Source organism: Pseudomonas sp. GW821-FHT01E10, assembly GCF_059422365.1.
In genome coordinates this window covers 197234-220383 of record NZ_JBWKWT010000004.1, presented here as the reverse complement: position 1 = coordinate 220383, position 23150 = coordinate 197234, and the positions used below count along the sequence as shown (strand labels likewise).

Sequence of the window (23150 nt, the reverse complement as noted above, 5' to 3'; positions counted from 1 at the left end):
CCCCCCGCGGCCATCTCTTTCACTGGAGGTCGAGTTTCGCCGCTGCACGTTCGGTGATTTCCGTACGTAATTTCAACGACCCGGCAGCACGTTTACGGGCTTCCTCCAGTACGCCGGCTGGCGCTGTCTCGGGGCTGCCCGAAGCAAACGGCGGTGCCGGGGCGTATTCCAGCTGCAATTGCACCAGTTGCGCGGTGTCCTTATCGAACAATTCAGCGGCCAGGGTCAGGGCAAAATCGATTCCCGCGGTGATCCCGCCACCGGTCAGCAGATTGCCGTCGCGCACCACCCGATCCTTCACCGGGATCGCCCCCAACAGCCCGAGCAACTCGTGATACGCCCAGTGCGTGGTGGCGCGCTTGCCCTTGAGCAGCCCTGCCGCGCCAAGCACCAGGGCACCGGTGCAGACCGAGGTGACATACCGCGCCGTGGCGGCCTGAGTCTTGATGAAGGCCAGGGTTTGTTCATCCTCCATCAATGGGCCGACGCCGCCACCTCCGGGAATGCAGATCACATCCAGCGGCGGGCAATCGTCGAAGGTGATGGTCGGTTTCAACACCAGCCCGGTACTCGCGGTGACGGGCACCAGGTCTTTCCAGATCAGATGCACCTTCACGTCCGGCAGCGAGGCCAGCACGTCATATGGGCCGGTCAGGTCCAGTTGTTGAACCTGTGGAAACAACAGTAAACCGATCTGCAACGTCATGGCGTTTTTCTCCTGATTGGGGTGGACGGCTTCACTGTAGGCTCGTAGGATTTGGCGAATACGCCAATAACCCCACGAATTACGCCAATCATGCCAAACCACCCGAAAACCATTCATGTGCTGGCCTTCGCCAACGTGCAAGTGCTCGATGTCACCGGGCCGTTGCAGGTGTTTGCCTCGGCCAATGACATTGCCCGCCAGCAAGGTCTGCCGCCGCCCTATGCGCCGTCAGTGATTGCCAGCGGTGGCGGGGCGGTGATGTCGTCGGCGGGGTTGGCACTGTTGGCAGAACCGCTGCCGAATCGGGGCAGCGACACCTTGATCATTGCCGGTGGCTGGGGCGTTTACGCGGCGGCGCAGGACGCGTCGCTGGTGGGGTGGGTGCGTGAGCATGCGCGAGATTGCCGGCGGGTGTCGTCAGTGTGTACCGGGGCGTTTTTGCTGGCGGCCAGCGGCTGGCTTGATGGTCGACGGGTGGTGACGCACTGGACCCGCTGCGAGCAATTGGCGCAGCAGCATCCCAAACTGCAGGTCGAACACAACCCGATCTTCATCAACGACGGTCCGGTCTGGACCTCGGCCGGGGTTACCGCGGGCATTGACCTGGCGCTGGCCATGGTCGAACAAGACCTCGGCCGAACCATGGCCCTCGAAGTCGCCCGGCAACTGGTGGTGTTTCTCAAGCGTCCGGGGGGCCAGTCGCAGTTCAGCGTGACCCTGTCTTTGCAGAAAGAAGGCAACCGATTCGACGAGCTTCACGCCTGGATCAGCGAAAACCTCACCAAGGACCTTGGCATCCCGACCTTGGCCTTGCAGGCCGGGATGAGCGAGCGCAGCTTCGTCCGTCACTACCGCACCGACACCGGCCAGACCCCGGCGCGGGCCATAGAACTGATTCGGGTCGAGACCGCGCGACGACTGCTCAGCGACACCGGCGTACCGATCAAACGGGTCGCGATGCAATGCGGGTTTGGTAGCGAAGAGACCCTGCGCCGCAGTTTTCTGCGGGCCATGAGCGTGACACCGCAGGCTTATCGCGAGCGGTTTTCCGTCAGCCCTTCAGCAGATCCAGTATTGCCTTGAGCGTCGCCTCGGGCGCTTCCTCGGGAATGTCATGCCCGACGCCCGCCAACACTCGGCGTTCGTAAGGGCCGGTAAAATGCCCGGCGTCTTCATCGACTTCAGGCGCGGGCCCCACACCGTCATCGGCACCGCACAGGGAAATTGTCGGCACGCTGATTGCCGGTTGTCGGGTCAGCGCTTCTTCCATCCATTCCAGCGTCGGGTCGCCGGGCGCATACATGAACCGGTGCCGGTACGAGTGAATTACTACGTCGACGAAATCCGGATTATCGAAGGCTGGCGCGCTCAAGGGATATCGTTCGGCATTTTGCGCCCAGGTCGGTGACCACAGGCGCCAGAGCAGTTCGCACAGGGCCCGGCGGTTTTGGGTCAAGCCTTCCACGCCGCGCGGGGTGTGGAAGTAATACTGATACCAGAGACGATGTTCAGTCTGCGGATCCAGAGGCTGGCTGGAGCGGGGAATGTTCTGCAGGTTGTAACCGTCCCCGGTCACCAGGCAGCGCACCCGCTCCGGCCTTAGCGCCGCGACAATGCACGCCGCCCGACCGCCCCAGTCGTAACCGCACAGCGCGGCTTGTTTGATGGCGAGGGCGTCCATCAGGTCCAGCAAATCCTGGGCGAGGGCGGCCTGCTGGCCAGAGCGCAGGGTGGCGGGGGAGTTGAAACGGGTCGGGCCGTAGCCGCGCAGGTACGGAACGATCACACGGTAGCCCTTTGCGGCGAGGGCTGGAGCGATGTCGTCGTAGGCGCGGGGGGAGTAGGGGAAGCCGTGCAGAAGGATGACTGGGTCACCGGTGCTGGGGCCGTGTGTTTCGCAGGCAATATCGAGGTTTGGCGTCAGGACATGTTGGATCTGCATTCGATGCTCCATGGGCTGTCTATCAACGGCTGATTCAGATCGACCTGAGGCCTTGCTTCTCAGGCTTCCACGTCCGCTACCTGGTTGAAATACTTCGACCGATCCGGCGTAAATGTCACGACCATTTTGGTCCTGGAACAGGTCAACGCCCGTTCTGCGCTCAGATCAATATCCAGATCTTCCCCGCGTAACCCTTGCCATTGGGCGAGGTATTTGAGGGATCCGTATTTTTCGAGTTTCTTCAGGCTGCGGCTGACGCCACCTTTCCAACCCAGCACCGGGAGTTCGCCGGTGAGGCATTGGTGGGCGAGGTCGGGGAAGCGGGCGGCGCGCTGACGGCCGATCTCCCAGCATTTGATCAAGCCTTTGTCGGGGCCTTCCCACAATTCAGTCCGGTTCAGGCCTGATCGGAGTGGGACGTTGATGCTGCGATGGATGCGCTGGGTCATTCTGGTTCCTTGAATTCGGGTTTTGTTGGACAGCTCCGCTGTGCCCGTTGAGCGTGGATGGTAGGGATGGATGTAGGTGCTGGCAACAAGGTATTTCCGGATGTAGGAATCAGTTACCAGGTGTTGATTGGGCTGGTTTGTTTAGTGAATGTAGGCGATTGGCCTACGCAATCCTGTGGCGAAGGGGCTTGCCCCCGTTCGGCTGCGCAGCAGTCGCTAAGCCAGTAAATACGGTGCTTCTGGAGGAATGTGGTTGCAGATTTCAGGGCCGCTGCGCGCCCCAACGGGAGCAAGCTCCCTCGCCACAGGAGGTCAGTCCTGCCAGGCAGAGTGTGTTTAAGTTCATCGCGGGTAGGTCTTGATCCTACAAAAAGTGTCGTAAAAGTGGATATTTCTGACGAGTTTTGGCGGTTGTTGGTTAGGAAAGGGAGCCGATAGGCTTTGGGGGTCGTTGCAAATTCAGCGACCGGGCGTCGCAGTCCGTTCAGTTCATTTGGTGCATAATCGCCGCCGCCCAACCAACGCTCCTTCGGAGTGTGTCGTTTGGTCTTATGGTGGCTGTGCGCGGGATACCTTCGGGTATGCCGGGTTTCCAAATGACTCGGTCTGCGACCCCGCGTACAGCTGCCTCCCTCCATCGCGTCGCAGCGATCAGTGGCAGCTCAACTTCTCATTTGGAGTGTCACCATGTTCAAAGCCACACCGAATCCCCCAGAAACCGACGACGTTTCGCCCTATGAATCCCTCGATTCGAAAAAACTCCACGACGCCGCCGAACGCGCGCTCGACCACTACCTCAAACCCACCCCGAAAAAAACCGAAGGTCGTAAGCCAAGCAGGATGTTTCTAGTTGCGCCGGATATGGATAACGAAAGTCTGCTGGCCCATGTCTGCGAATCACTGGCCTCAGCCAGCGTCATGACCAGCGACATTGCCGCTTATGTCGACGCCCCACAGCGGCATACGCTCCTGGCGATTCAGCAAGTCATCATGCTGGCCGAGCTGGCAGTGAATCGGGTGCTGGATAACGTCGACGTACCGAAGCCTGCGCCACACAGCTGATCCCTCGTCATCGCGAGCAAGCTCGCTCCCACATTGGACTCGAATTGAACCCGGTTCCGTGTAGGAGCGAGGCTTGCCCGCGAAGCAGTCACCTCAGTCTCAAGGCTGCCAGAAGTTCTTCTCCCCACTCAACTTCCGATCCAGAAAGCTCGCCGCGCTGATCAGCGCCAGGTGCGTCAGTGCTTGTGGTGTGTTGCCCAAGTGCCGCGCGTGGCTGTCCAGCTCTTCGGCGTACAGCCCCAACGGGTTGGCGTACCGCAGCAATTGCTCGAACTCCAGCTGCGCCTTTTCTACCTGGCCGGCGCGGGCCAGGCATTCGACGTACCAGAACGAGCAGGCAGCGAAGGCGCCTTCGGTGCCGGGCAGGCCGTCGATCTGGCTGTCGTCGTTGCGGTAGCGGTAGACCATGCCCGCGCGCACCAGGTGTTTTTCGATGGCTTCGAGGGTCGCGATCCAGCGCGGATCCTTGGCGCTGACGAAGCGCACCAGCGGCATCAGCAGCATCGAGCCGTCGAGGCCGGTGCCGCCGATGTGCTGGACGAAATGCCCGCGTTCTTCGTTCCAGAAGTTGCTCCAGATGTCGGCGTAGATCGCTTGACGGGTCTGGTCCCAACGGGCGAACGGGGCGGGCAGCGAGCGTTTGGAGGCCAGCCGGATGGCCCGATCCAGCGCTACCCAGCACATCAGTCGCGAGTGCAGGAAATGATGCTGCTCGCCGCGCATTTCCCAGATGCCAACGTCCTTTTGCTGCCAGGTTTCGCAGACCTGATCGACCACTTCCACGGTGTGTTTCCAGCCTTCGTGGGAGATCGCCTCACCGTACTTGTTGACCAGGTACACCGCGTCCATCAGCTCGCCGAAGATGTCGAGCTGGATTTGTTCGTAGGCCTGATTGCCGATGCGCACCGGCGTCGCGCCGCCATGGCCGGACAGGTGCGAAAGTTCGGTTTCCGGCAGTTCCTGGCGGCCATCGATGGCGTAGAGAATATTGAGTTTCATCGGTTTACCCCGGCAATCACTGACCCTGCCGCGCAGCCAGCGCATGTAGGCGTTGGCTTCCTCGACGAAGCCCAGGCGCATGAAGGCGTAGACGGTGAACGAGGCGTCGCGGATCCAGGTGTAGCGGTAGTCCCAGTTGCGTGTGCCGCCAGGTGTTTCCGGCAGGCCGAAGGTGGCGGCGGCGAGGATGGCGCCGTGTTTGCGCGAGGTCAGCAGCTTCAGCGCCAGGGCCGAGCGATTGACCATTTCCCGCCAGCGCCCGCGGTAATTGGACTGGCCGATCCAGTTGCGCCAAAACTTCAGGGTGCGCTCCAGGCACAGATCGGCGGCGCCTTCCTTGAAGCGCGGATCGTCAACGCCGCCGAGCAAAAACTCGGCGCTCTGGCCCTGTTCGAGGGTGAATTCGGCAATCGCTGCGTTGCCCTCGACGCGCAAGGGCTGATCCGCACACAGCTGCATGGGCGGCTGACCGGTGGCCTCGAAATACACACTGCGGCCGCGCGCCCGCGCCTTGGTGTGAGCCCGCGCATAGTCATGACGCAGGTTGCACAACATCTGAATCGTCGCCCGACCGCTGACCACGCGCACCCGGCGCATCAACATCGGCAAATCATCCTCGCTGTCGCCGATGGGCAGCAGGTCGGTGACTTCGACCACCGCATGATCGCTGAGCCAGCGGGTTTGCAAGACGTTGGTGTCGGGCAGGTAAATCTGCTCGCGGCGGGCGTCGGGCAGGTCCGGAGCCAATTGGAAGATGCCGGCTTCGGGGCTGTCCAGCAGCGCGCAGAAGATCGACGGGCTGTCGAATTCCGGCCAGCAGAAAAAGTCCACGCTGCCCTTGTCGTTGACCAGCGCCGCGCTGCGCATGTCGCCAATGATGCCGTGGGCGTCGATCGCGCTTTGTCGTTCGGAAGGATCAGCCATTGCCGCAGAACTCCGGGAATCGAGGGCCTAACCAGCTGACTGGTTAAAGCCACAGAGAGTTCATTTGGCGCCGAACCGGCGTTCACACTCAACCTACAATTCGACGCTTTCCCGCAGACCGACGCTGTGGCAAGTTGCAGGCCCTTGTTGAGGCCCGATCCCATGGCAAACCCCTACCGCGAGCTGTTCCACGCCCCAGGCGCCCGTGCCTTTGTGCTGGCCGGGATGATCGCGCGCATGCCGATTTCCATGACCGGCATCGGCCTGATCACCATGCTCTCGCAGCTCCAGGGCGGTTACGGCCTGGCGGGCTCCGTCGCGGCGACTTTTGCCCTGGCCACGGCGTTTTGTGCGCCGCAGGTTTCGCGGCTGGTGGACCGTTTTGGGCAAGGCCGGATCTTGCCGCTGTCGGCGCTGGTCGGCGGCGGGGCGCTGTTGATGCTGTTGCTCTGCACCCGCTTGCAGGCGCCGCACTGGACGTTGTTTGCGTTTGCCGCGCTGGCCGGTTGCATGCCGAGCATGTCGGCGATGGTGCGGGCACGCTGGACCGAGTTGTATCGCGGTCGCCCTGAGTTGCAAACCGCCTATGCGCTGGAGTCGGTGCTGGATGAGGTGTGTTTTATCGTCGGGCCGCCGCTGTCGGTGGGGTTGTGCGTGGTGGCGTTCCCCGAGGCGGGGCCGTTGGCGGCGTTGCTGATGCTGGCGATCGGGGTCACGGCGCTTGTGTTGCAGCGCGGCACCGAGCCGCCAGTGCATCCCCATGAAGAACACCATCAGGGTTCGATCATCCGCTCGAGCGAGATCCAGTTGTTGATGCTGTTGATGGTTGCCATGGGCACTATTGTCGGTGTGGTGGATGTGGTCAGCGTTGCCTTCGCCGCGCAGCAGGGGCAACCGGCGGCCGCGAGCATTGTGCTGTCGGTGTATGCCATCGGTTCATGCCTGGCCGGGTTGGCGTTCGGCGCGCTGCGCTCGAAACTGCCGCTGCCGTTACTGTTTCTCTATGGCGGGGTAGCGACGGCGGTGACCACGTTGCCGTTGCTGCTGGCGGCGAATATTGTCGGCTTGTCGCTGGCGGTGTTCGTTGCCGGGCTGTTCTTCGCTCCGACCCTGATTGTGGCGATGGCGCTGGTGGAGCGCATCGTGCCGCCGGCCAAACTCACCGAAGGCCTGACCTGGCTGGTCACCGGTTTGAGCATCGGCGTGGCGATCGGCGCGGCCAGTTCCGGCTGGCTGGTGGATGCGTTCGGGGCGCGCAGCGGGTTCTGGGTGTCGATTGCCGCGGGTGCCGTGGTGTTGGGGGCGGCGGTGCAGAGTTTCCGTCATTTGAAATAGCCCGCTGCTCCCGTAAGGGATTACCAGCCTCTTCCCGAATTCACCCAGAAATTCACCGACAACGATGTCGAGACCGATTCCACCTGATGGAACCAGCCTTCGGGCAGAAACAGCAGGTCGCCGGCCTCCAGGGTTACTCGCAGAAACGTCACGTCTTGCGCGCCGGGGAAACGCTGGTAATCCGGCGCATCCGGGTTGAAATCACAACCGTCGAGCCCGCCCTGCGGGGCTGTCGACCAGGTGCCGAGGGCTTCACGGTGATGGGGCGCGGCGAGGGTGAAGGTTTTCTGGCCCCAGACCTGAGCGAACAGGTTGTCGGTGTCGTCGCGGTGCAGCGGTGTCAGCGTGCCCTTGGGGCCGATCCAGATGCGGGGCGGGATGAACAGCGCTTGATCGAAATAGGGCGGGTACTTGATCTGCTCCATCAACTGCGCCGGCAGGATGTTGTTGCCCATGTACGCCGGAGGTTCGCCATCGGCGCTTTTCACTGCCGGGGTGTCCAGCGAAGCGATGAACTCGGCCATGGAGGTGGAGCGAAAATCCCGCTCCGTGGAGAAGGTTTTCTTCACGTAATCGCCGTGGCGGGTGATGCCTTGCAGTTCGGCGAAATGCACCAGCGATTCTTCGCGGCTGAGCTTGAACAGGGGCCAGTCTTGCAGGGCATCGCTGATCACCAGCGGAATCCCGTGGGGCAGGTAGCGCGTTTCGAACTCCAGCACTGACAGTTCGCGACGTGGCCGACGCTCCACCGAGCGTTGGGGCGACAGGCTGGCGGAGACCTTTTCGCTGAAACGCGGCGGGGTCGGGTAGCGCTTGTTCATGTCGACCTTTTCCACCACGCCGCCACCATGGCGGGCGTGATCGATGATCTGCGGCAGCATCGTCGCCAGGCCCATGTTGCCGCCGATTTTCAAGCGGCCGCTGGCGAACAGTTCCTCGACATTGGCCATGCCGCCCATGATCCCGAGAAAGTCCTGTTCCGCGACTTCGATGGTCACGTCGGGGCTGGCATGACGGCCGGCTTCGGTGCGGCTGCTGGCCTTGACCTCGGACCAGTACGCCTGATGCGGGCCGAACACGAATTGAAAAACCCCTTCGATGCCGACGGCACCGGCATTGGCGAACAGTTTGCCCAGGATGGTCTGCAGGTCCACGGCGACGCCTCTTGTTGGTTTTGGTCTGAGCTGGTTTTGGTTTGAACTGATTCTGGTTTGAAGAGAAACGAGCACCTGCAGCGGAGATTTAACCGACGCTGACTAATTTGCGCTGCTGGCGGGTCGTCTTCCCATACAGACGACTTTTTGAGGTAAACGTGGTGACCAAGCTGACCCTGCTGTGCCTGCCGTATTCTGGCGCCAGTGCCATGGTCTACAGCCGTTGGCGACGCAAGTTGCCGCAGTGGCTGCAGTTGCAACCGGTGGAGCTGCCGGGGCGGGGCGCACGGTTTGGCGAACCGCTGCACACCGACATGCGCGCGCTGGCGATGCAATTGGCCAGGGAGTTGCGTTCGACGCTCAAGGCGCCCTATGCGCTGTTTGGCCATAGCCTGGGCGCCTTGCTCGCGTGTGAGCTGGCCCACGCCTTTCGTGCGCTGGGTTGTCCGGAACCGGTGGCGCTGTTTGCCTCGGGGACGGCGGCGCCAACGATGCGCGCCGACTACGATCGCGGCTTTGCCGAGCCCAAAACCGATGCGCAGTTGATCGAGCAGCTACGCACGCTCAATGGCACCAGCGAAGCGGTGCTGGCCAATGAAGAGCTGATGAGCCTGACACTGCCGATTCTGCGTGCGGATTTTCTATTGTGTGGGCGTTTTCAGCCGGTGCAGCGGCCATTGCTCAAGTGCCCGGTGCATGTGCTGGGTGGTAAGGCCGACAAGGCCACCACCGAACAGTTGATCGGCTGGAGCAGGGAAACCCTCGGCAGCTTTTCGGTGGACATGCTGGCCGGTGGGCACTTCTTCATTCATGAGCACGAAGCCAAGGTGCTGCGGGTGATCAAGGATCAGCTGGAGGTTCACCATCGGCGGCATGCCTTGGCGGCTGTCGGTTAACACGATGCTTCAGTTTGGTGATCTCTGTGGCGAGGGAGCTTGCTCCCGCTTGGTTGCAAAGCAACCCTAAAACCTGCGACCTCGCTGTGTCAGGAATACCACATTCGCCGGTTTACGATTGCTGCGCAGCCGAGCGGGAGCAAGCTCCCTCGCCACAGGTCTGTGTTCGGCCGTCATTTCTTCGCCGCACCGCCGATTCCAGCCGCTTCGACCTCCCTTCCTGATACTTGTTCTCAAACGCTAATTTTTCCGGTCTGCATTCGTTTCATAGGGACGACGTGCCTTTGTGCTTCCTGCCTACTGATCCGGATGCTAAGAAATGAATGCTGAAGACTCCTTGAAACTTGCTCGCCGGTTTATCGGGTTGCCCCTGGAAAAGCGCCAGATGTTCCTTGCGGCCTTGCACAAGGAGGGCGTGGACTTCGCCCGTTTTCCGATTCCGCAAGGGGTCGAGTCCGAGGACCGGCAAGCGCTGTCCTACGCCCAGCAGCGCATGTGGTTTCTCTGGCAACTGGACCCGCACAGCGGCGCCTACAACTTGCCGGGCGCAGTGCGCCTGACTGGGCAACTGAACCTGCCGGCCCTGGAGCAAGCGTTCGCCAGCCTGGTGGCGCGTCATGAAACCCTGCGCACGGTGTTCCAGCGCCAGGCCGACGAGTCCCTGCAACAGGCACCTGCCAGTGCGCCGTTGGTGATCGAGCAAATTGATTTCAGCGCGCTGCCAACCCTTGAGCGCGAACAGGCCGTGGCCGAGGCCGCCCAGCAGCAATCGTTGCTGCCGTTCGATTTGGCCGTCGGGCCGCTGCTGCGGGTCAAGCTGCTCAAGCTCGCCGAGCAGGAGCACGTGCTGCTGCTGACCCTGCACCACATCGTTTCTGATGGCTGGTCGATGAACGTGTTGATCGACGAGTTCATCCGCTGCTACGACGCCCATGATGCCGGCGCGCAACCGCAGCTCGCGCCGTTGCCGATTCAATACAGCGACTACGCCTTGTGGCAACGCCGCTGGCTGGAGGCCGGCGAGCAGGCGCGGCAGCTGGAATACTGGCAAGCCCAATTGGGCTTCGAGCATCCGGTGCTGGAGCTGCCCACCGATCACCCGCGCCCGGCGATGCCCAGCTATCGCGGCACGCGTTATGAGTTCGGCGTCGACGGCCCATTGGCCGAGCAACTGCGAGCCACCGCGCAGAAGCACAACATCACCTTGTTCATGCTGTTGCTTGGTGCGTTCAACGCGTTGCTGCACCGTTACACCGGGCAGACCGACATCCGCGTCGGCGTGCCGATCGCCAACCGCAATCGCGGCGAAATCGAAGGCCTGATCGGTTTCTTCGTCAACACCCAAGTGCTGCGCACCCGGCTCGACGGCCAGACCCGCGTGGCGGATTTGCTCAGTGACATCAAGGAAACCGCCCTCGGCGCCCAGGCCCATCAGGACTTGCCATTCGAGCGGCTGGTGGAAGCATTGAAGCTGGAACGCAGCCTCAGCCACACGCCGTTGTTCCAGGTGATGTACAACCATCAGCCGCAGGTGGCGGACATTTCCACGGTGACCACCGCCTCAGGCCTGGAGCTGGGCGTGATCGAATGGGAAGGGCGCACCACCCAGTTCGACCTGACCCTGGACACCTATGAAAAGGCCGGCACACTGCACGCCGCGCTGACCTACGCCAATGACCTGTTCGATGCGCCGACCATCGAGCGCATGGCGCGGCACTGGACCCATTTGCTGCACGGCATGGTCAACGACAGCCAGCAGCGCATCAGCGATTTGCCGTTGCTTGAAGCCGAGGAATACCAACGCATCGTCCATGACTGGAATCGCGCTGACGAAGGTTTCGCCGATGATCTGTGCATCCATCAATTGATCGACCGCCAGGTCGCCGCCCAACCGGATGCGCTGGCGGCGACCTTCGCGGCCAAACAACTGACTTACGCCGAACTCGACAGCCGCGCCAACCAACTCGCCCACAAGCTGATCGAGTTGGGCGTGGGTCCGGAAGTGCGGGTCGGCGTGGCGATGCAGCGTTCCGACAGCCTGCTGGTAGCTCTGCTGGCGGTGCTCAAGGCCGGCGGCGCCTACGTGCCGCTGGACCCGGATTACCCGGCCGACCGCGTGGCCTACATGCTCGAAGACAGCCGTGCATTGGTGCTGCTGACCGAGCAGGCCGTTGCGGCAACATTGAGCATCGCTGCCGAGACACAAGTGTTGTTGATGGACAGCGCCGAGCCATGGCTGGCCGCTTACCCAAGCAGCGCTCCGGTCACTCGCGTCACGCCGGATAACCTCGCTTATGTGATCTACACCTCCGGCTCCACCGGCAAGCCCAAAGGCGTGGCCATCACCCATCGCAACGTGCTGGCGCTGATCGACTGGTCGCAATCGGTGTACAGCCGCGACGATATTCAGGGGGTACTGGCCTCGACTTCGGTGTGTTTCGACCTGTCGGTGTGGGAGTTGTTTGTCACCCTGGCCAACGGCGGCTCGCTGATCATCGCCCGCAACGCCCTGGAGTTGCCGCAACTGCCGGCCCGCGATCAGGTGCGCCTGATCAACACCGTACCGTCGGCGATCAATGCGCTGCACAGTGCCGGGCAGATCCCGCCGAGCGTGCGCATCATCAACCTCGCCGGTGAGCCGCTGAAGCAGTCGCTGGTCGACGCGCTTTATGGGCAGCCGACCGTTGAGCATGTCTACGATCTTTATGGCCCGTCGGAAGACACCACCTATTCCACCTGGACCCGTCGCGAAGCGGGTGGCACGGCGAACATTGGTCGCCCGCTCAAACACACCGCCAGCTATTTGCTCGACGCCGATCTGCAACCGGTGCCGCAGGGCGTATCGGCTGAGCTGTACCTGGCCGGCGCGGGCATCACCCGGGGTTACTTGGCGCGACCGGGCATGACCGCCGAGAAGTACGTGCCGAACCCGTTTGCCAGCAACGGCGAGCGTCTGTATCGCACCGGTGACCTGACCCGTTATCAGGTCGATGGCGCGTTGCAATACGTCGGTCGCATCGACCATCAGGTCAAGGTTCGTGGTTTCCGCATCGAGCTGGGTGAGATCGAAGCGCGCCTGTTGCAGCAGGACGTGGTCCGCGAACTGGCGGTGCTGGCCCAGGATGGCGCCAGCGGTCAGCAACTGGTCGCCTACATCGTGCCGACCGATGCCGCGGTGTTGGCGGACGATGCCGATGCTCAAGCGAGCCTGCGCGAAGCCCTGAAAGCCGCGCTGCGCCGACATTTGCCGGACTACATGGTCCCGGCGTATCTGCTGTTCCTCGAACAATTGCCGTTGACCCCCAACGGCAAGCTCGACCGCAAGGCCTTGCCTGCGGTCGACGGCTCCCAGCAACAACGTGAACACGTGGCGCCGCACACGGCGCTGGAAAAGTCGCTGGCGGCGATCTGGCAAGACATCCTGGCCATCGACAACGTCGGCCTGGAAGACAATTTCTTCGAGCTGGGCGGCGACTCCATTGTGTCGATGCAAGTGGTCAGCCGCGCGCGCCAGGCGGGCATCCTGTTGAGCCCCAAAGACTTGTTCCAGCACCAGACTATCCGCGGCCTGGCGCAAGTGGCCCGCAGCGGCGAACAGAACCTGATCGATCAAGGTCCGGCTGTTGGCGCGGTGGCCTTGGCGCCGGTGCAGCACTGGTTCTTCGAGCAAGCCATCCCTGAGCGTCATCACTGGAACCAGTCGCTGGTGCTGGTGCCGCGCGAAGCGCTGGATGCCGGGGCGCTGGATCAGGCGTTGGCGCAGTTGCTCCAGCATCACGATGGGTTGCGTCTGCGTTATCAACAGACCGACGCCGGTTGGCAGCAGGCCTATGACGCAGCGTCTGTTGAGTCGGTGTTGTGGCAACGCTCGGCGCAATCGCTCGAAGAGCTGAATGCATTGTGCGACGAAGCCCAGCGCAGTCTTGATCTGGGCAACGGCCCGTTGCTGCGAGCGTTGTCGGTGCAGATGGCCGATGGCACTCAGCGGCTGCTGCTGGTGATTCACCACTTGGCGGTGGACGGTGTGTCGTGGCGGGTATTGCTCGAAGATCTGCAGCAGTTCTATCGTCAGGCACGCGACGGCTCGACGCTGACAACGGCGGCGAAAACCAGTTCATACCAGCGCTGGGTGGCGCGTCTGCAAAGCCACCTGCCAACGTTCCACAACAGTGTCGATTATTGGCAGGCGCAACTGCGCGATGCGCCGCAAACCGACTTGCCGTGCGACCGCCCAGACGGTGCACTGCAAAACCGTTTCGAGCAGAAAGTCGAACTGACCTTCGATGCCGAACAAACCCGCAAACTGCTGCAACAGGCGCCGGCGGCTTATCGCACTCAGGTCAATGATTTGCTGCTGACCGCGCTGGTGCGGGCCGTGTGCCGCTGGAGCGGGCAGGGCAGCACGTTGATCCAGCTCGAAGGCCACGGCCGTGAAGACCTGTTCGACGATATCGATTTGACCCGCACTGTCGGCTGGTTCACCAGTCTGTTCCCGGTCAACCTGAGCCCGGTCGGCGACCTCGGCGCATCGATCAAAACGGTCAAGGAGCAACTGCGCGCGGTGCCGGACAAAGGACTGGGCTACGGCGTGCTGCGCTATCTGGGCGACTCGCAGGTTGGCGCCGCACTGGCAGCCATGCCGCAACCGCGCATCACCTTCAACTACCTGGGGCAGTTCGACCGTCAGTTCGACGAAGCGGCGTTGTTTGTGCCGTCCAGCGAAGGCAGCGGTGTGGCCCAGGATCCGTCGGCGCCGTTGGCCAACTGGCTGACGGTCGAAGGCCAGGTGTACGGCGGCGAGCTGTCGATGAGCTGGGCCTTCAGCCGCGAGATGTTCGACACCACGACCATCCAGCAGCTGGTTGATCAATACGCTGTCGAACTCAACGCATTGATCGAGCATTGCTGCACCCTCGATGCTCCACAGGCCACGCCATCGGACTTCCCGCTGGCGCGCATCACCCAGGCACAACTCGATGCATTGCCGGTGGCCGTCGGCCAACTCGACGACCTCTATCCGCTGTCGCCGATGCAGCAGGGGCTGTTGTTCCATACCCTGTACGAGCAGGCGGCGGGTGAATACATCAATCAGCTGCGGGTGGAGGTGCAAGGCCTCGAGCCGGAGCGTTTCCGCGCCGCTTGGCAGGCCACGGTCGATGCACAGGACATCTTGCGCACAGGTTTTGTCTGGCAAGGCGAACTGGAACAACCGGTGCAGATCGTCCACAAGCAGGTGCAGTTGCCGTTCACAGTGCTCGACTGGCGTGAGCGTGACGATCAGCTTCAGGCCTTGAATGAACTGGCCAATGCCGAGCGCCAACAAGGATTCGACCTGAGTCAGGCGCCGTTGCTACGACTGGTGCTGGTGCACACCGCAGCCGATCGCTGGCAGCTGATTTACACCCATCACCACATCCTGATGGACGGCTGGAGCAACTCGCAGTTGCTCGGCGAAGTCTTGCAGCGTTACAGCGGTCGCGTACCGATGGCCACCGGCGGGCGCTATCGCGATTACATCGCTTGGTTGCAGCGTCAGGATGCGCAACTGAGCCAGGACTTCTGGCGCGAGCCATTGGCCTCCTTGCAAGAGCCGACCCGACTGGCGCGGGTGCTGTCCGGCAATGAAACCCTGAGTGGGCACGGCGATCATTTCCAGACCCTGGACATCAGTCGCACCCAACACCTTGAAACTTTTGCCCGGCAACAGAAAGTCACCCTCAACACCTTGGTGCAAGCCGCGTGGCTGCTGTTGCTGCAACGCTACACCGGACATGAAACCGTGGCGTTCGGCGCCACGGTGGCCGGGCGTCCGGCAGACTTGCCCGGCATCGAGCAAGCGGTCGGCTTGTTCATCAATACCTTGCCGGTGATCGGCACGCCGCGTCCGGACCAAAGCGTCGGCCACTGGTTGCAAGCGGTACAGGCGCAAAACCTCAGCCTGCGCGAGTTCGAGCACACGCCGCTGGCGGACATTCAACGCTGGGCCGGGCAGGGCGGCGAAGCGCTGTTCGACAACATTCTGGTGTTCGAGAACTACCCGATTGCCCAGGCGCTGCAACAGGGCGCGGAGCAAGGCGTGGTGTTCGGCGACGTCGCCAACCTTGAGCAAACCCATTATCCGTTGAGCGTCGCCGTGACATTGGGCCAGACCCTGGCCCTGCATTACAGCTTCGACCGGGCGCATTTCTCAACGTCCGCGATCGAACGCATCTGTGCGCACCTGCTGCAACTGCTGGAGCAGTTCGCCGAGTCGGCCGAACGCAATCTTGGTGAAATTGCCCTGGCCAGCGCCGCCGAACGGGCGCAGCAACAGGCCGATAACCAGCCGCAGCCGTACCCGGTGAATGTCGCCGTGCACCAACGCATCGCCGAACTCGCCGCCCAACGCCCCGAGCGCACAGCGGTGATTTTCGCCGGTCAGCGGTTCAGCTATGGCGACATCGACCAACGCGCTAATCAGTTGGCCCACGCCCTGATCGCGCGGGGTGTCGGCCCGGAAAGCCGGGTCGGCGTGGCCTTGCCGCGCAGCGAAGGGGTGATTGTCGCGCTGCTGGCGGTGCTCAAGGCCGGCGGTGCCTACGTGCCGCTGGACACCAGCTACCCGCGCGAACGCCTGGCCTATCTGATCGAGGATTCGGGGCTGGCGTTGTTGATCACCGATTCGTCGGTTTCTGCGCAGTTGCCGGTGGATGATGCGATCCCGGTGCTGGAGCTCGACCGTCTCGATCTGCGCAGCCAATCCCTTACCGCGCCCAAGGTGCCGCTCGATCCGCAGAACCTCGCTTACGTCATTTACACCTCCGGCTCCACCGGTAACCCCAAAGGCGTGAGCGTCGCCCATGGCCCGCTGGCGATGCATTGCCAGGCCATTGGCGAACGCTATGAAATGCGTGACAGCGACTGCGAATTCCACTTCATGTCCTTCGCCTTCGACGGCGCCCACGAGCGTTGGCTGACCAGCCTGACCCACGGTGCCTCGCTGCTGATTCGCGACGACAGCCTGTGGACCCCGGAACAGACCTACAACGCCATGCGCGAACACTGCGTGACGGTGGTGGCGTTCCCGCCGGTCTACCTGCAACAACTGGCCGAACACGCCGAGCGTGAAGGCCACCCGCCGAAGGTGCGGATCTACTGCTTCGGCGGCGATGCCGTGCCCAACGCCAGTTTCGAACGGGTCAAGCGTGCGCTCGATCCGGACTACATCATCAACGGCTACGGCCCGACCGAAACCGTGGTCACGCCGCTGATCTGGAAGGCCGGGCGCGACGTGCAGTGCGGCGCGGCCTACGCGCCGATCGGCAGTCGCATCGGCGACCGCAGCGCTTACGTGCTGGACGCCGACCTGAACCTGCTGCCCCAAGGCATGGCCGGTGAGCTGTACCTGGGCGGCACCGGCCTGGCCCGGGGTTACCTGAACCGTCCCGGCCTGACGGCGGAACGCTTTGTCGCCGATCCGTTCAGCGCGGTCGGTGGCCTGCTGTACCGCACCGGCGACCTGGTGCGGCAGCGTGCCGATGGCACGTTCGATTACCTGGATCGCATCGACAACCAGGTGAAAATTCGCGGTTTCCGCATCGAACTGGGGGAAATCGAAGCGCGCCTGCAAGCCCTCGAAGGTGTGCGCGAAGCCGTGGTGGTTGCCCAGGAAGGCACCGCCGGCAGCGGCAAGCGCCTGGTGGCTTATGTGGTCGCCGATGCGTTCAATGCCGAACGGGCCGATTTCGCTGACAGCCTGCGCGAGCAACTTAAAGTCGCGCTGCCGGCGCACATGGTCCCGGCGTATTTGCTGCTGCTTGAGCATCTGCCGCTGACCCCGAACGGCAAACTCGACCGCAAGAACCTGCCCAAGCCGGACGTCAGTCAATTGCAGCAAGCCTATGTGGCGCCGCAAAGCGTACTGGAGCAGCAACTGGCGACGATCTGGCAGGACGTGCTGAAACTCGATCAGGTCGGTTTGAGCGACAACTTCTTCGAACTGGGCGGCGATTCGATCATCTCGATCCAAGTGGTCAGCCGCGCCCGTCAGGCCGGCATCCGCTTCACGCCAAAAGACCTGTTCCAGCACCAGACCATCCAGGCACTGGCCACGGTGGCGCGGTTGGGTGAGCAGGCTCAGGTCATCGATCAGGGGCCGGTCACAGGCGATCTGGTGTTATTGCCGGTGCAGCAGGCGTTCTTCGAACAGACCATCCCCGAGCGTCAGCACTGGAACCAGGCGGTGATGCTCAAGCCGACGCAAATACTGAATGCCAATCTGCTTGAGCAGGCGTTTGGTGCGCTGGTTACTCACCACGATGGCTTGCGCTTGAGTTTCGTCGAACAGGCCGAGGGCTGGCAGGCGCAATACCGTGCGCCGGGCAGCCAGACCGAGGCGTTGCTCTGGGCGGTTGACGTCGCCGACGCCACGGCACTGGAAGCGGTGGCCAATGAGGCGCAACGCAGCTTGAACCTGCAACACGGGCCGCTGCTGCGCGCGGTGCTGGCGAACCTCGATGACGGCACTCAGCGCCTGTTGCTGGCGATCCACCATCTGGTGGTGGACGGCGTGTCGTGGCGGATTCTGTTTGACGATCTGCAAACCGCTTACCGTCAGCTGTTGAGCGGCGAGCCCCTGCAATTGCCGGCCAAAACCAGTGCGGCCAAGGTCTGGGCCGAGCACCTGCAAACCTACGCCCGCAGTGCTGAACTGCGCAGCGAACTGGCCTGGTGGCAACAGCAGTTACACGGCGCCGACGTGGCGTTGCCGGAGGACAATCCCGAGGGCGGGCAACAGAACAAGCATGCACTGACGGTGCGCACGCAACTGAACAAGGAAATGACCCGGCAACTGCTGCAAGACGCCCCGGCGGCGTATCGCACGCAGGTCAACGACCTGCTGCTGACCGCTCTGGCCCGCGTCATGGTGCGCTGGACCGGGACCGACAGCGCGTTGATCCAGCTCGAAGGTCATGGCCGTGAAGAGCTGTTCGACGGCGTTGACCTGACCCGCACCGTCGGCTGGTTCACCAGCCTGTACCCGGCCAAACTGACGCCGGTCGCTGACCTCGGTGGCTCGCTGAAACAGATCAAGGAACAGCTGCGCGCGATCCCGAACAAGGGTCTCGGTTTTGGTGCGCTGGCCCATCTGGGTGACGACGCTGCACGTCAAATCCTCAGCCAATTGCCGGTGCCGTGCCTGACCTTCAATTACCTGGGCCAGTTCGACGGCAGCTTCACCGAAGCCGACGGCGCCTTGTTCGTTCCGTGCAGTGACGCGGCCGGTGATGAACTGGATGCTCGTGCGCCATTGGCCAACCAGTTGGCCCTCAATGGTCAGGTGTATGGCGGTGAACTGAACCTGGGCTGGACCTTCAGCCGCGAACGGTTCAATGAGTCGACCATTCAGGCGCTGGCCGACGATTACGCCCAGGAACTGCAAGCGCTGATCGCCCATTGCTGCCGGGCCGGGCAGCACGGCGTTACTCCGTCGGACTTCCCGCTGGCGCGCTTGAGCCAGGCCCAACTGGACGGTTTGCCGCTGGCGCCGCAGTCGATCGAAGACCTGTATCCGTTGTCGCCGATGCAGCAGGGCATGTTGTTCCATGCCGTGTACCAGGAAACCACCGGCGATTACATCAACCAGATTCGCCTGGACGTCGACGGGCTCGACCCCGAGCGTTTCCATCAGGCCTGGCAAGCGGCGGTGGAGTCCCACGACATTCTGCGCACGCGCTTTGTCTGGCAGGGCGAACTGGAAAACCCGGTGCAGGTGGTCAGCAAATACGCGCAGATGCCTTACAGCCTGCATGATTTACGCGCCCATCCGCAGCGCGATCAGGCCTTGCAGACGCTTGCCGACACGGAGCGCCAGGCCCTCAACTTGACCGCACCGACCTTGTTGCGGTTGGTGATTGCGCGCATCGACGACCACCGTCATCACCTGATCTACACCAACCATCACATCCTGATGGACGGCTGGAGCAACTCGCAGTTGCTCGGCGAAGTGCTGCAGCGTTACAGCGGCCAGTTCAACGCCGCTCACAGCGGACGTTACCGCGATTACATCGCCTGGTTGCAACGCCAGGACGCGGCTGCCAGTGAAGCGTTCTGGACCCCGGCGCTGCTGGCGCTGGAAGAGCCGACGCGCCTGGCCCAGACCGTCGCAATGCCGCAAGCGTCTACCGAAACCCAAGGTTACGGCGATCACTTCCAGGTGCTGGAGGCCGATCAAACCCTGCGTCTGGGCGAGTTCGCCCGGGCCGCGAAAGTCACGGTCAACACGCTGGTGCAGGCGGCCTGGTTGCTGCTGTTGCAACGCTACACCGGTAAGAACACCGTGGCCTTCGGCGCGACGGTCGCTGGTCGTCCGGCGGACTTGCCGGGTGTCGAGCAGCAGATCGGGCTGTTCATCAACACCTTGCCGGTGATCGCCAGCCCACGGGCCGAGCAATCGCTTACTGGTTGGCTGCAAGCGGTGCAGGCGCAAAACCTGGCCTTGCGCGAGTTCGAACACACCGCGCTGTTCGATATCCAGCGCTGGGCCGGGCAGGGCGGTGAAGCGCTGTTCGACAACATTCTGGTGTTCGAGAACTACCCGATTGCCCAGGCCCTGGAGCAGGGCGCCCCGCAAGGGCTGCGTTTTGGTCCGGTGGCCAGTCAGGAGCAAACCAACTATCCGCTGACCCTGCTGGTGAGCCTCGACACGCAACTGTCGCTGCACTTCAGCTATCAACGCGGCAGTTTTGCTCCAGCGACAGTGACGCGACTGGCGGTTCATTTGCAGCACCTGTTGAGCCAGATGATCGACGCAGGTGAACGCTGCCTCGGCGAGCTGGTGCTGTTGGATGAGAGCGAACAGCAGCAAGTGTTGCTGGATTGGAACCCTGCTGACGAAGGTTTCGCCGATGATCTGTGCGTCCATCAATTGATCGACCGTCAAGTCGCCGCCCAACCGGATGCGCTGGCGGTGACCTTCGCGGCCAAGCAACTGACTTACGCCGAGCTCGACGCCCGGGCCAACCGTCTGGCCCACAAGCTGATCGAGTTGGGCGTGGGTCCGGAAGTGCGGGTCGGCGTGGCGATGCAGCGTTCCGACAGTCTGCTGGTGGCGCTGCTGGCGGTGCTCAAGGCCGGCGGCGCCTATGTGCCGTTGGACCCGGATTATCCGGCCGACCGCGTGGCCTACATGCTCGACGACAGCCGCGCGTTGGTGCTGCTGACCGAGCAGGCTGTTGCGGCAACATTGAGCATCGCTGCCGAGACACAAGTGTTGTTGATGGACAGCGCCGAGCCATGGCTGGCCGCTTACCCAAGCAGCGCTCCGGTCACTCGCGTCACGCCGGATAACCTCGCTTATGTGATCTACACCTCCGGCTCCACCGGCAAGCCCAAAGGCGTGGCCATCGCCCATCGCAACGTGCTGGCGCTGATCGACTGGTCGCAATCGGTGTACAGCCGCGACGACATTCAGGGTGTGCTGGCCTCGACCTCGGTGTGTTTCGACCTGTCGGTGTGGGAGCTGTTTGTCACCCTGGCCAACGGCGGCTCGCTGATCATCGCCCGCAACGCGCTGGAGTTACCGCAATTGCCGGCCCGCGATCAGGTTCGCCTGATCAACACCGTACCGTCGGCGATCAATGCGCTGCACAGTGCCGGGCAGATCCCGCCGAGCGTGCGCATCATCAACCTCGCCGGTGAGCCGTTGAAGCAGTCGCTGGTCGACGCGCTTTATGGGCAGCCGACCGTTGAGCATGTCTACGATCTTTATGGCCCGTCGGAAGACACCACCTATTCCACCTGGACTCGCCGCCAGTCGGGCGGCAGCGCCAACATTGGTCGCCCGCTCAAACACACCGCCAGCTATTTGCTCGATGCCGATCTGCACCCGGTGCCGCAGGGCGTATCGGCCGAGTTGTACCTGGCCGGTGCCGGTATCACCCGGGGTTACCTGGGCCGGCCGGGCATGACCGCCGAGAAGTACGTGCCGAACCCGTTTGCCAGCAACGGCGAGCGTCTGTATCGCACCAGTGACCTGACCCGCTATCAGGCCGATGGTGTGCTCGAGTACCGAGGCCGAATCGATCATCAAGTGAAGATCCGCGGCTTCCGCATTGAACTGGGTGAAATCGAAGCGCGCCTGCTGGAGCAGCCAGCGGTTCGCGAAGTGGCGGTGCTGGCGCAGGAAACCCTGGGCAATCAGCAACTGGTGGCCTACGTGGTCGCTTCACCACTGGAGCTCGATGATCAGCAGTCCCTGCGCGATGAACTCAAGGCACGGCTCAGGGAGTCTTTGCCGGAATTCATGGTCCCGGCGCACCTGCTGTTCCTCGAACAATTGCCGCTGACGCCCAACGGCAAACTCGACCGCAAGGCGTTGCCGACGGTGGAGGGCGGTCATTTGCAGGGGCGTTATGTCGCCCCGCAGAGCGAGCGCGAGCAGCAGGTCGCGGCGATCTGGCAGCACGTACTGCAAGTCGAACGTGTCGGCCTGCTGGATCACTTTTTCGAACTGGGCGGCCACTCGTTGCTGGCCGTCAATGTGGTTTCACGCCTGCAACTGGAACTGGGCCTGAAACTGACCCCACAACTGATTTTTCAACACCCCGTACTCACGGATTTCGTCAGCCGTCTGGCAACCGCAGGTGAGCAGGTCGATACGTTGAAACTGAGCAAGCTGGACGCCCTGCTTGATGAAATGGAGGAAGCTTGATGGATACCAATGTCGCTTTGAAGATCGCCCGGCGCTTCATTACTTTGCCGCTCGACAAGCGCAGGGTCTATCTGCAGAAGATGCTCGAGGAGGGTGTTTCGCCGGCGAACCTGCCGATTCCCGAAACCCAGTCGCAGTTCGATCCGGTGCCGCTGTCCTTTGCCCAGGAACGCCAGTGGTTTCTCTGGCAGATGGACCCCGACAGCGCCGCCTACAACATCCCCAGTGCCATGCAGTTGCAGGGCGAACTCGACATCGCGGCACTCGAGCGGGGTTTCAACGCGCTGATTGCCCGTCATCAAAGCCTGCGCACCACGTTCCGGCAGCAGGATGAGCAAGCGGTGCAAGTGATTCATCCGCACATGAACCTGACCGTCGCCGTGCATGAACTGGATGAACGCCCCGATGCCCTGTCGCCAGAAGCGCAGATTCAAGCGTTCGTCGCCGAACAGGCCGGGCAGCCGTTCGACTTGGTCAACGGGCCGCTGTTGCGCGTCAGCCTGCTGCGCCTTGGTGCGCAGGCGCACGTGCTGACCCTGACCCAGCACCACATCGCCTCGGATGGCGCGTCGATGCGGGTCATGGTCGATGAACTGCTGCAACTGTACGGCGCTTACCGCCAGGGCCAGGAACTCGCTTTGCCGGCGCTGTCGATCCAGTACGCCGACTATGGCATCTGGCAACGGCACTGGATGGAAGCCGGGGAGCGCGAGCGGCAGCTGGAGTATTGGCAGGCGCACTTGGGCAGCGAACATCCGGTGCTGGAGTTGCCCACCGATTACCCGCGTCCGGCGGTGCAGAGCCTGCGTGGTGCTCGTCATGAACTGGCATTGCCGCCGACACTGGGTGAGCGCCTGAGGGCCTTGGCCAAAAGTGAAAATGTCACCCTGTTCATGCTGTTGCTGGCGTCGTTCCAGACCTTGTTGCATCGCTACAGTGGCCAGGCCGAGATTCGCGTCGGCGTGCCCACCGCTAATCGCAACCGGGTCGAG

At 62.6% G+C, this 23150-nt stretch carries 11 protein-coding genes (1 of these 11 cut by a window edge); 6 read left to right on the top strand and 5 right to left on the bottom strand.

Translation table 11 applies throughout. The annotated features are described in order from the left end of the window. Positions 1-19 precede the first annotated feature (19 nt). Positions 20-706: an isonitrile hydratase gene (gene inhA / locus AC07V0_RS10040; protein ID WP_064619088.1), complete on the bottom strand. Its 687-nt coding sequence runs from the start codon at positions 704-706 to the stop codon at positions 20-22. Between the two features lie 90 nt (positions 707-796). On the opposite strand from inhA, the gene AC07V0_RS10035 reads away from it, so the two are divergent. After that, positions 797-1789 carry a GlxA family transcriptional regulator gene (locus AC07V0_RS10035; RefSeq protein ID WP_086945115.1) on the top strand — a complete coding sequence of 331 codons (993 nt, stop codon included), beginning with the start codon at positions 797-799 and terminating at the stop codon, positions 1787-1789. Here AC07V0_RS10035 and AC07V0_RS10030 read toward each other — a convergent pair. Both AC07V0_RS10030 and AC07V0_RS10025 read right to left on the bottom strand, forming a co-directional pair. Then, positions 1758-2648, bottom strand: coding sequence for an alpha/beta fold hydrolase (locus AC07V0_RS10030; RefSeq protein ID WP_086945114.1), 891 nt, complete (start codon positions 2646-2648; stop codon positions 1758-1760). The genes AC07V0_RS10035 and AC07V0_RS10030 overlap by 32 nt on opposite strands. Before the next feature lie 59 nt (positions 2649-2707). Continuing rightward, positions 2708-3097: a hypothetical protein gene (locus AC07V0_RS10025; protein WP_086945113.1), complete on the bottom strand. Its 390-nt coding sequence runs from the start codon at positions 3095-3097 to the stop codon at positions 2708-2710. Between the two features lie 687 nt (positions 3098-3784). On the opposite strand from AC07V0_RS10025, the gene AC07V0_RS10020 reads away from it, so the two are divergent. Further along, positions 3785-4159, top strand: a complete 375-nt coding sequence (locus tag AC07V0_RS10020) for a DUF6124 family protein (RefSeq protein ID WP_086945112.1) — start codon at positions 3785-3787, stop codon at positions 4157-4159. Between the two features lie 99 nt (positions 4160-4258). Here the strand turns inward: AC07V0_RS10020 and AC07V0_RS10015 are convergent, their stop codons facing one another. Next, the gene (locus AC07V0_RS10015) at positions 4259-6082 is read right to left on the bottom strand and encodes a glycoside hydrolase family 15 protein (protein ID WP_086945111.1); all 1824 of its coding nucleotides are present in this window, start codon (positions 6080-6082) and stop codon (positions 4259-4261) included. A gap of 162 nt (positions 6083-6244) precedes the next feature. Here AC07V0_RS10015 and AC07V0_RS10010 point away from each other — a divergent pair, with 162 nt between their 5' ends. Then, the gene (locus AC07V0_RS10010) at positions 6245-7417 is read left to right on the top strand and encodes an MFS transporter (protein WP_018925337.1); all 1173 of its coding nucleotides are present in this window, start codon (positions 6245-6247) and stop codon (positions 7415-7417) included. 20 nt (positions 7418-7437) lie between these two features. On the opposite strand, the gene AC07V0_RS10005 is transcribed toward AC07V0_RS10010, so the two are convergent. Then, positions 7438-8571: a cupin-like domain-containing protein gene (locus AC07V0_RS10005; protein ID WP_018925338.1), complete on the bottom strand. Its 1134-nt coding sequence runs from the start codon at positions 8569-8571 to the stop codon at positions 7438-7440. A 158-nt stretch (positions 8572-8729) separates the two neighbouring features. Between AC07V0_RS10005 and AC07V0_RS10000 the strand changes: the two genes are divergently transcribed. The 3 genes from AC07V0_RS10000 to AC07V0_RS09990 all read left to right on the top strand — a co-directional run. Further along, positions 8730-9467: a thioesterase II family protein gene (locus tag AC07V0_RS10000; protein WP_086945110.1), complete on the top strand. Its 738-nt coding sequence runs from the start codon at positions 8730-8732 to the stop codon at positions 9465-9467. 319 nt (positions 9468-9786) lie between these two features. Beyond that, positions 9787-22158, top strand: coding sequence for a non-ribosomal peptide synthetase (locus AC07V0_RS09995; RefSeq protein WP_495019551.1), 12372 nt, complete (start codon positions 9787-9789; stop codon positions 22156-22158). Continuing rightward, a protein-coding gene (locus AC07V0_RS09990; RefSeq protein ID WP_086945108.1) for a non-ribosomal peptide synthetase crosses the window boundary here: on the top strand, positions 22158-23150 show its beginning. It continues 12534 nt past the right edge of the window; only the first 993 of its 13527 coding nucleotides appear in the window; it begins with the start codon at positions 22158-22160; the stop codon falls past the right edge of the window. The genes AC07V0_RS09995 and AC07V0_RS09990 overlap by 1 nt, the downstream gene beginning before the upstream one ends.

Excerpts from the sequence above, each read along its gene's own strand:
- AC07V0_RS10030 (WP_086945114.1), bottom strand. The coding sequence starts at position 2,648 with ATGCAGATCCAACATGTCCTGACGCCAAACCTCGATATTGCCTGCGAA.
- AC07V0_RS10020 (WP_086945112.1), top strand. The coding sequence starts at position 3,785 with ATGTTCAAAGCCACACCGAATCCCCCAGAAACCGACGACGTTTCGCCC.
- AC07V0_RS10010 (WP_018925337.1), top strand. The coding sequence starts at position 6,245 with ATGGCAAACCCCTACCGCGAGCTGTTCCACGCCCCAGGCGCCCGTGCC.
- inhA (WP_064619088.1), bottom strand. The coding sequence starts at position 706 with ATGACGTTGCAGATCGGTTTACTGTTGTTTCCACAGGTTCAACAACTG.
- AC07V0_RS10035 (WP_086945115.1), top strand. The coding sequence starts at position 797 with ATGCCAAACCACCCGAAAACCATTCATGTGCTGGCCTTCGCCAACGTG.
- AC07V0_RS10015 (WP_086945111.1), bottom strand. The coding sequence starts at position 6,082 with ATGGCTGATCCTTCCGAACGACAAAGCGCGATCGACGCCCACGGCATC.
- AC07V0_RS10025 (WP_086945113.1), bottom strand. The coding sequence starts at position 3,097 with ATGACCCAGCGCATCCATCGCAGCATCAACGTCCCACTCCGATCAGGC.
- AC07V0_RS09995 (WP_495019551.1), top strand. The coding sequence starts at position 9,787 with ATGAATGCTGAAGACTCCTTGAAACTTGCTCGCCGGTTTATCGGGTTG.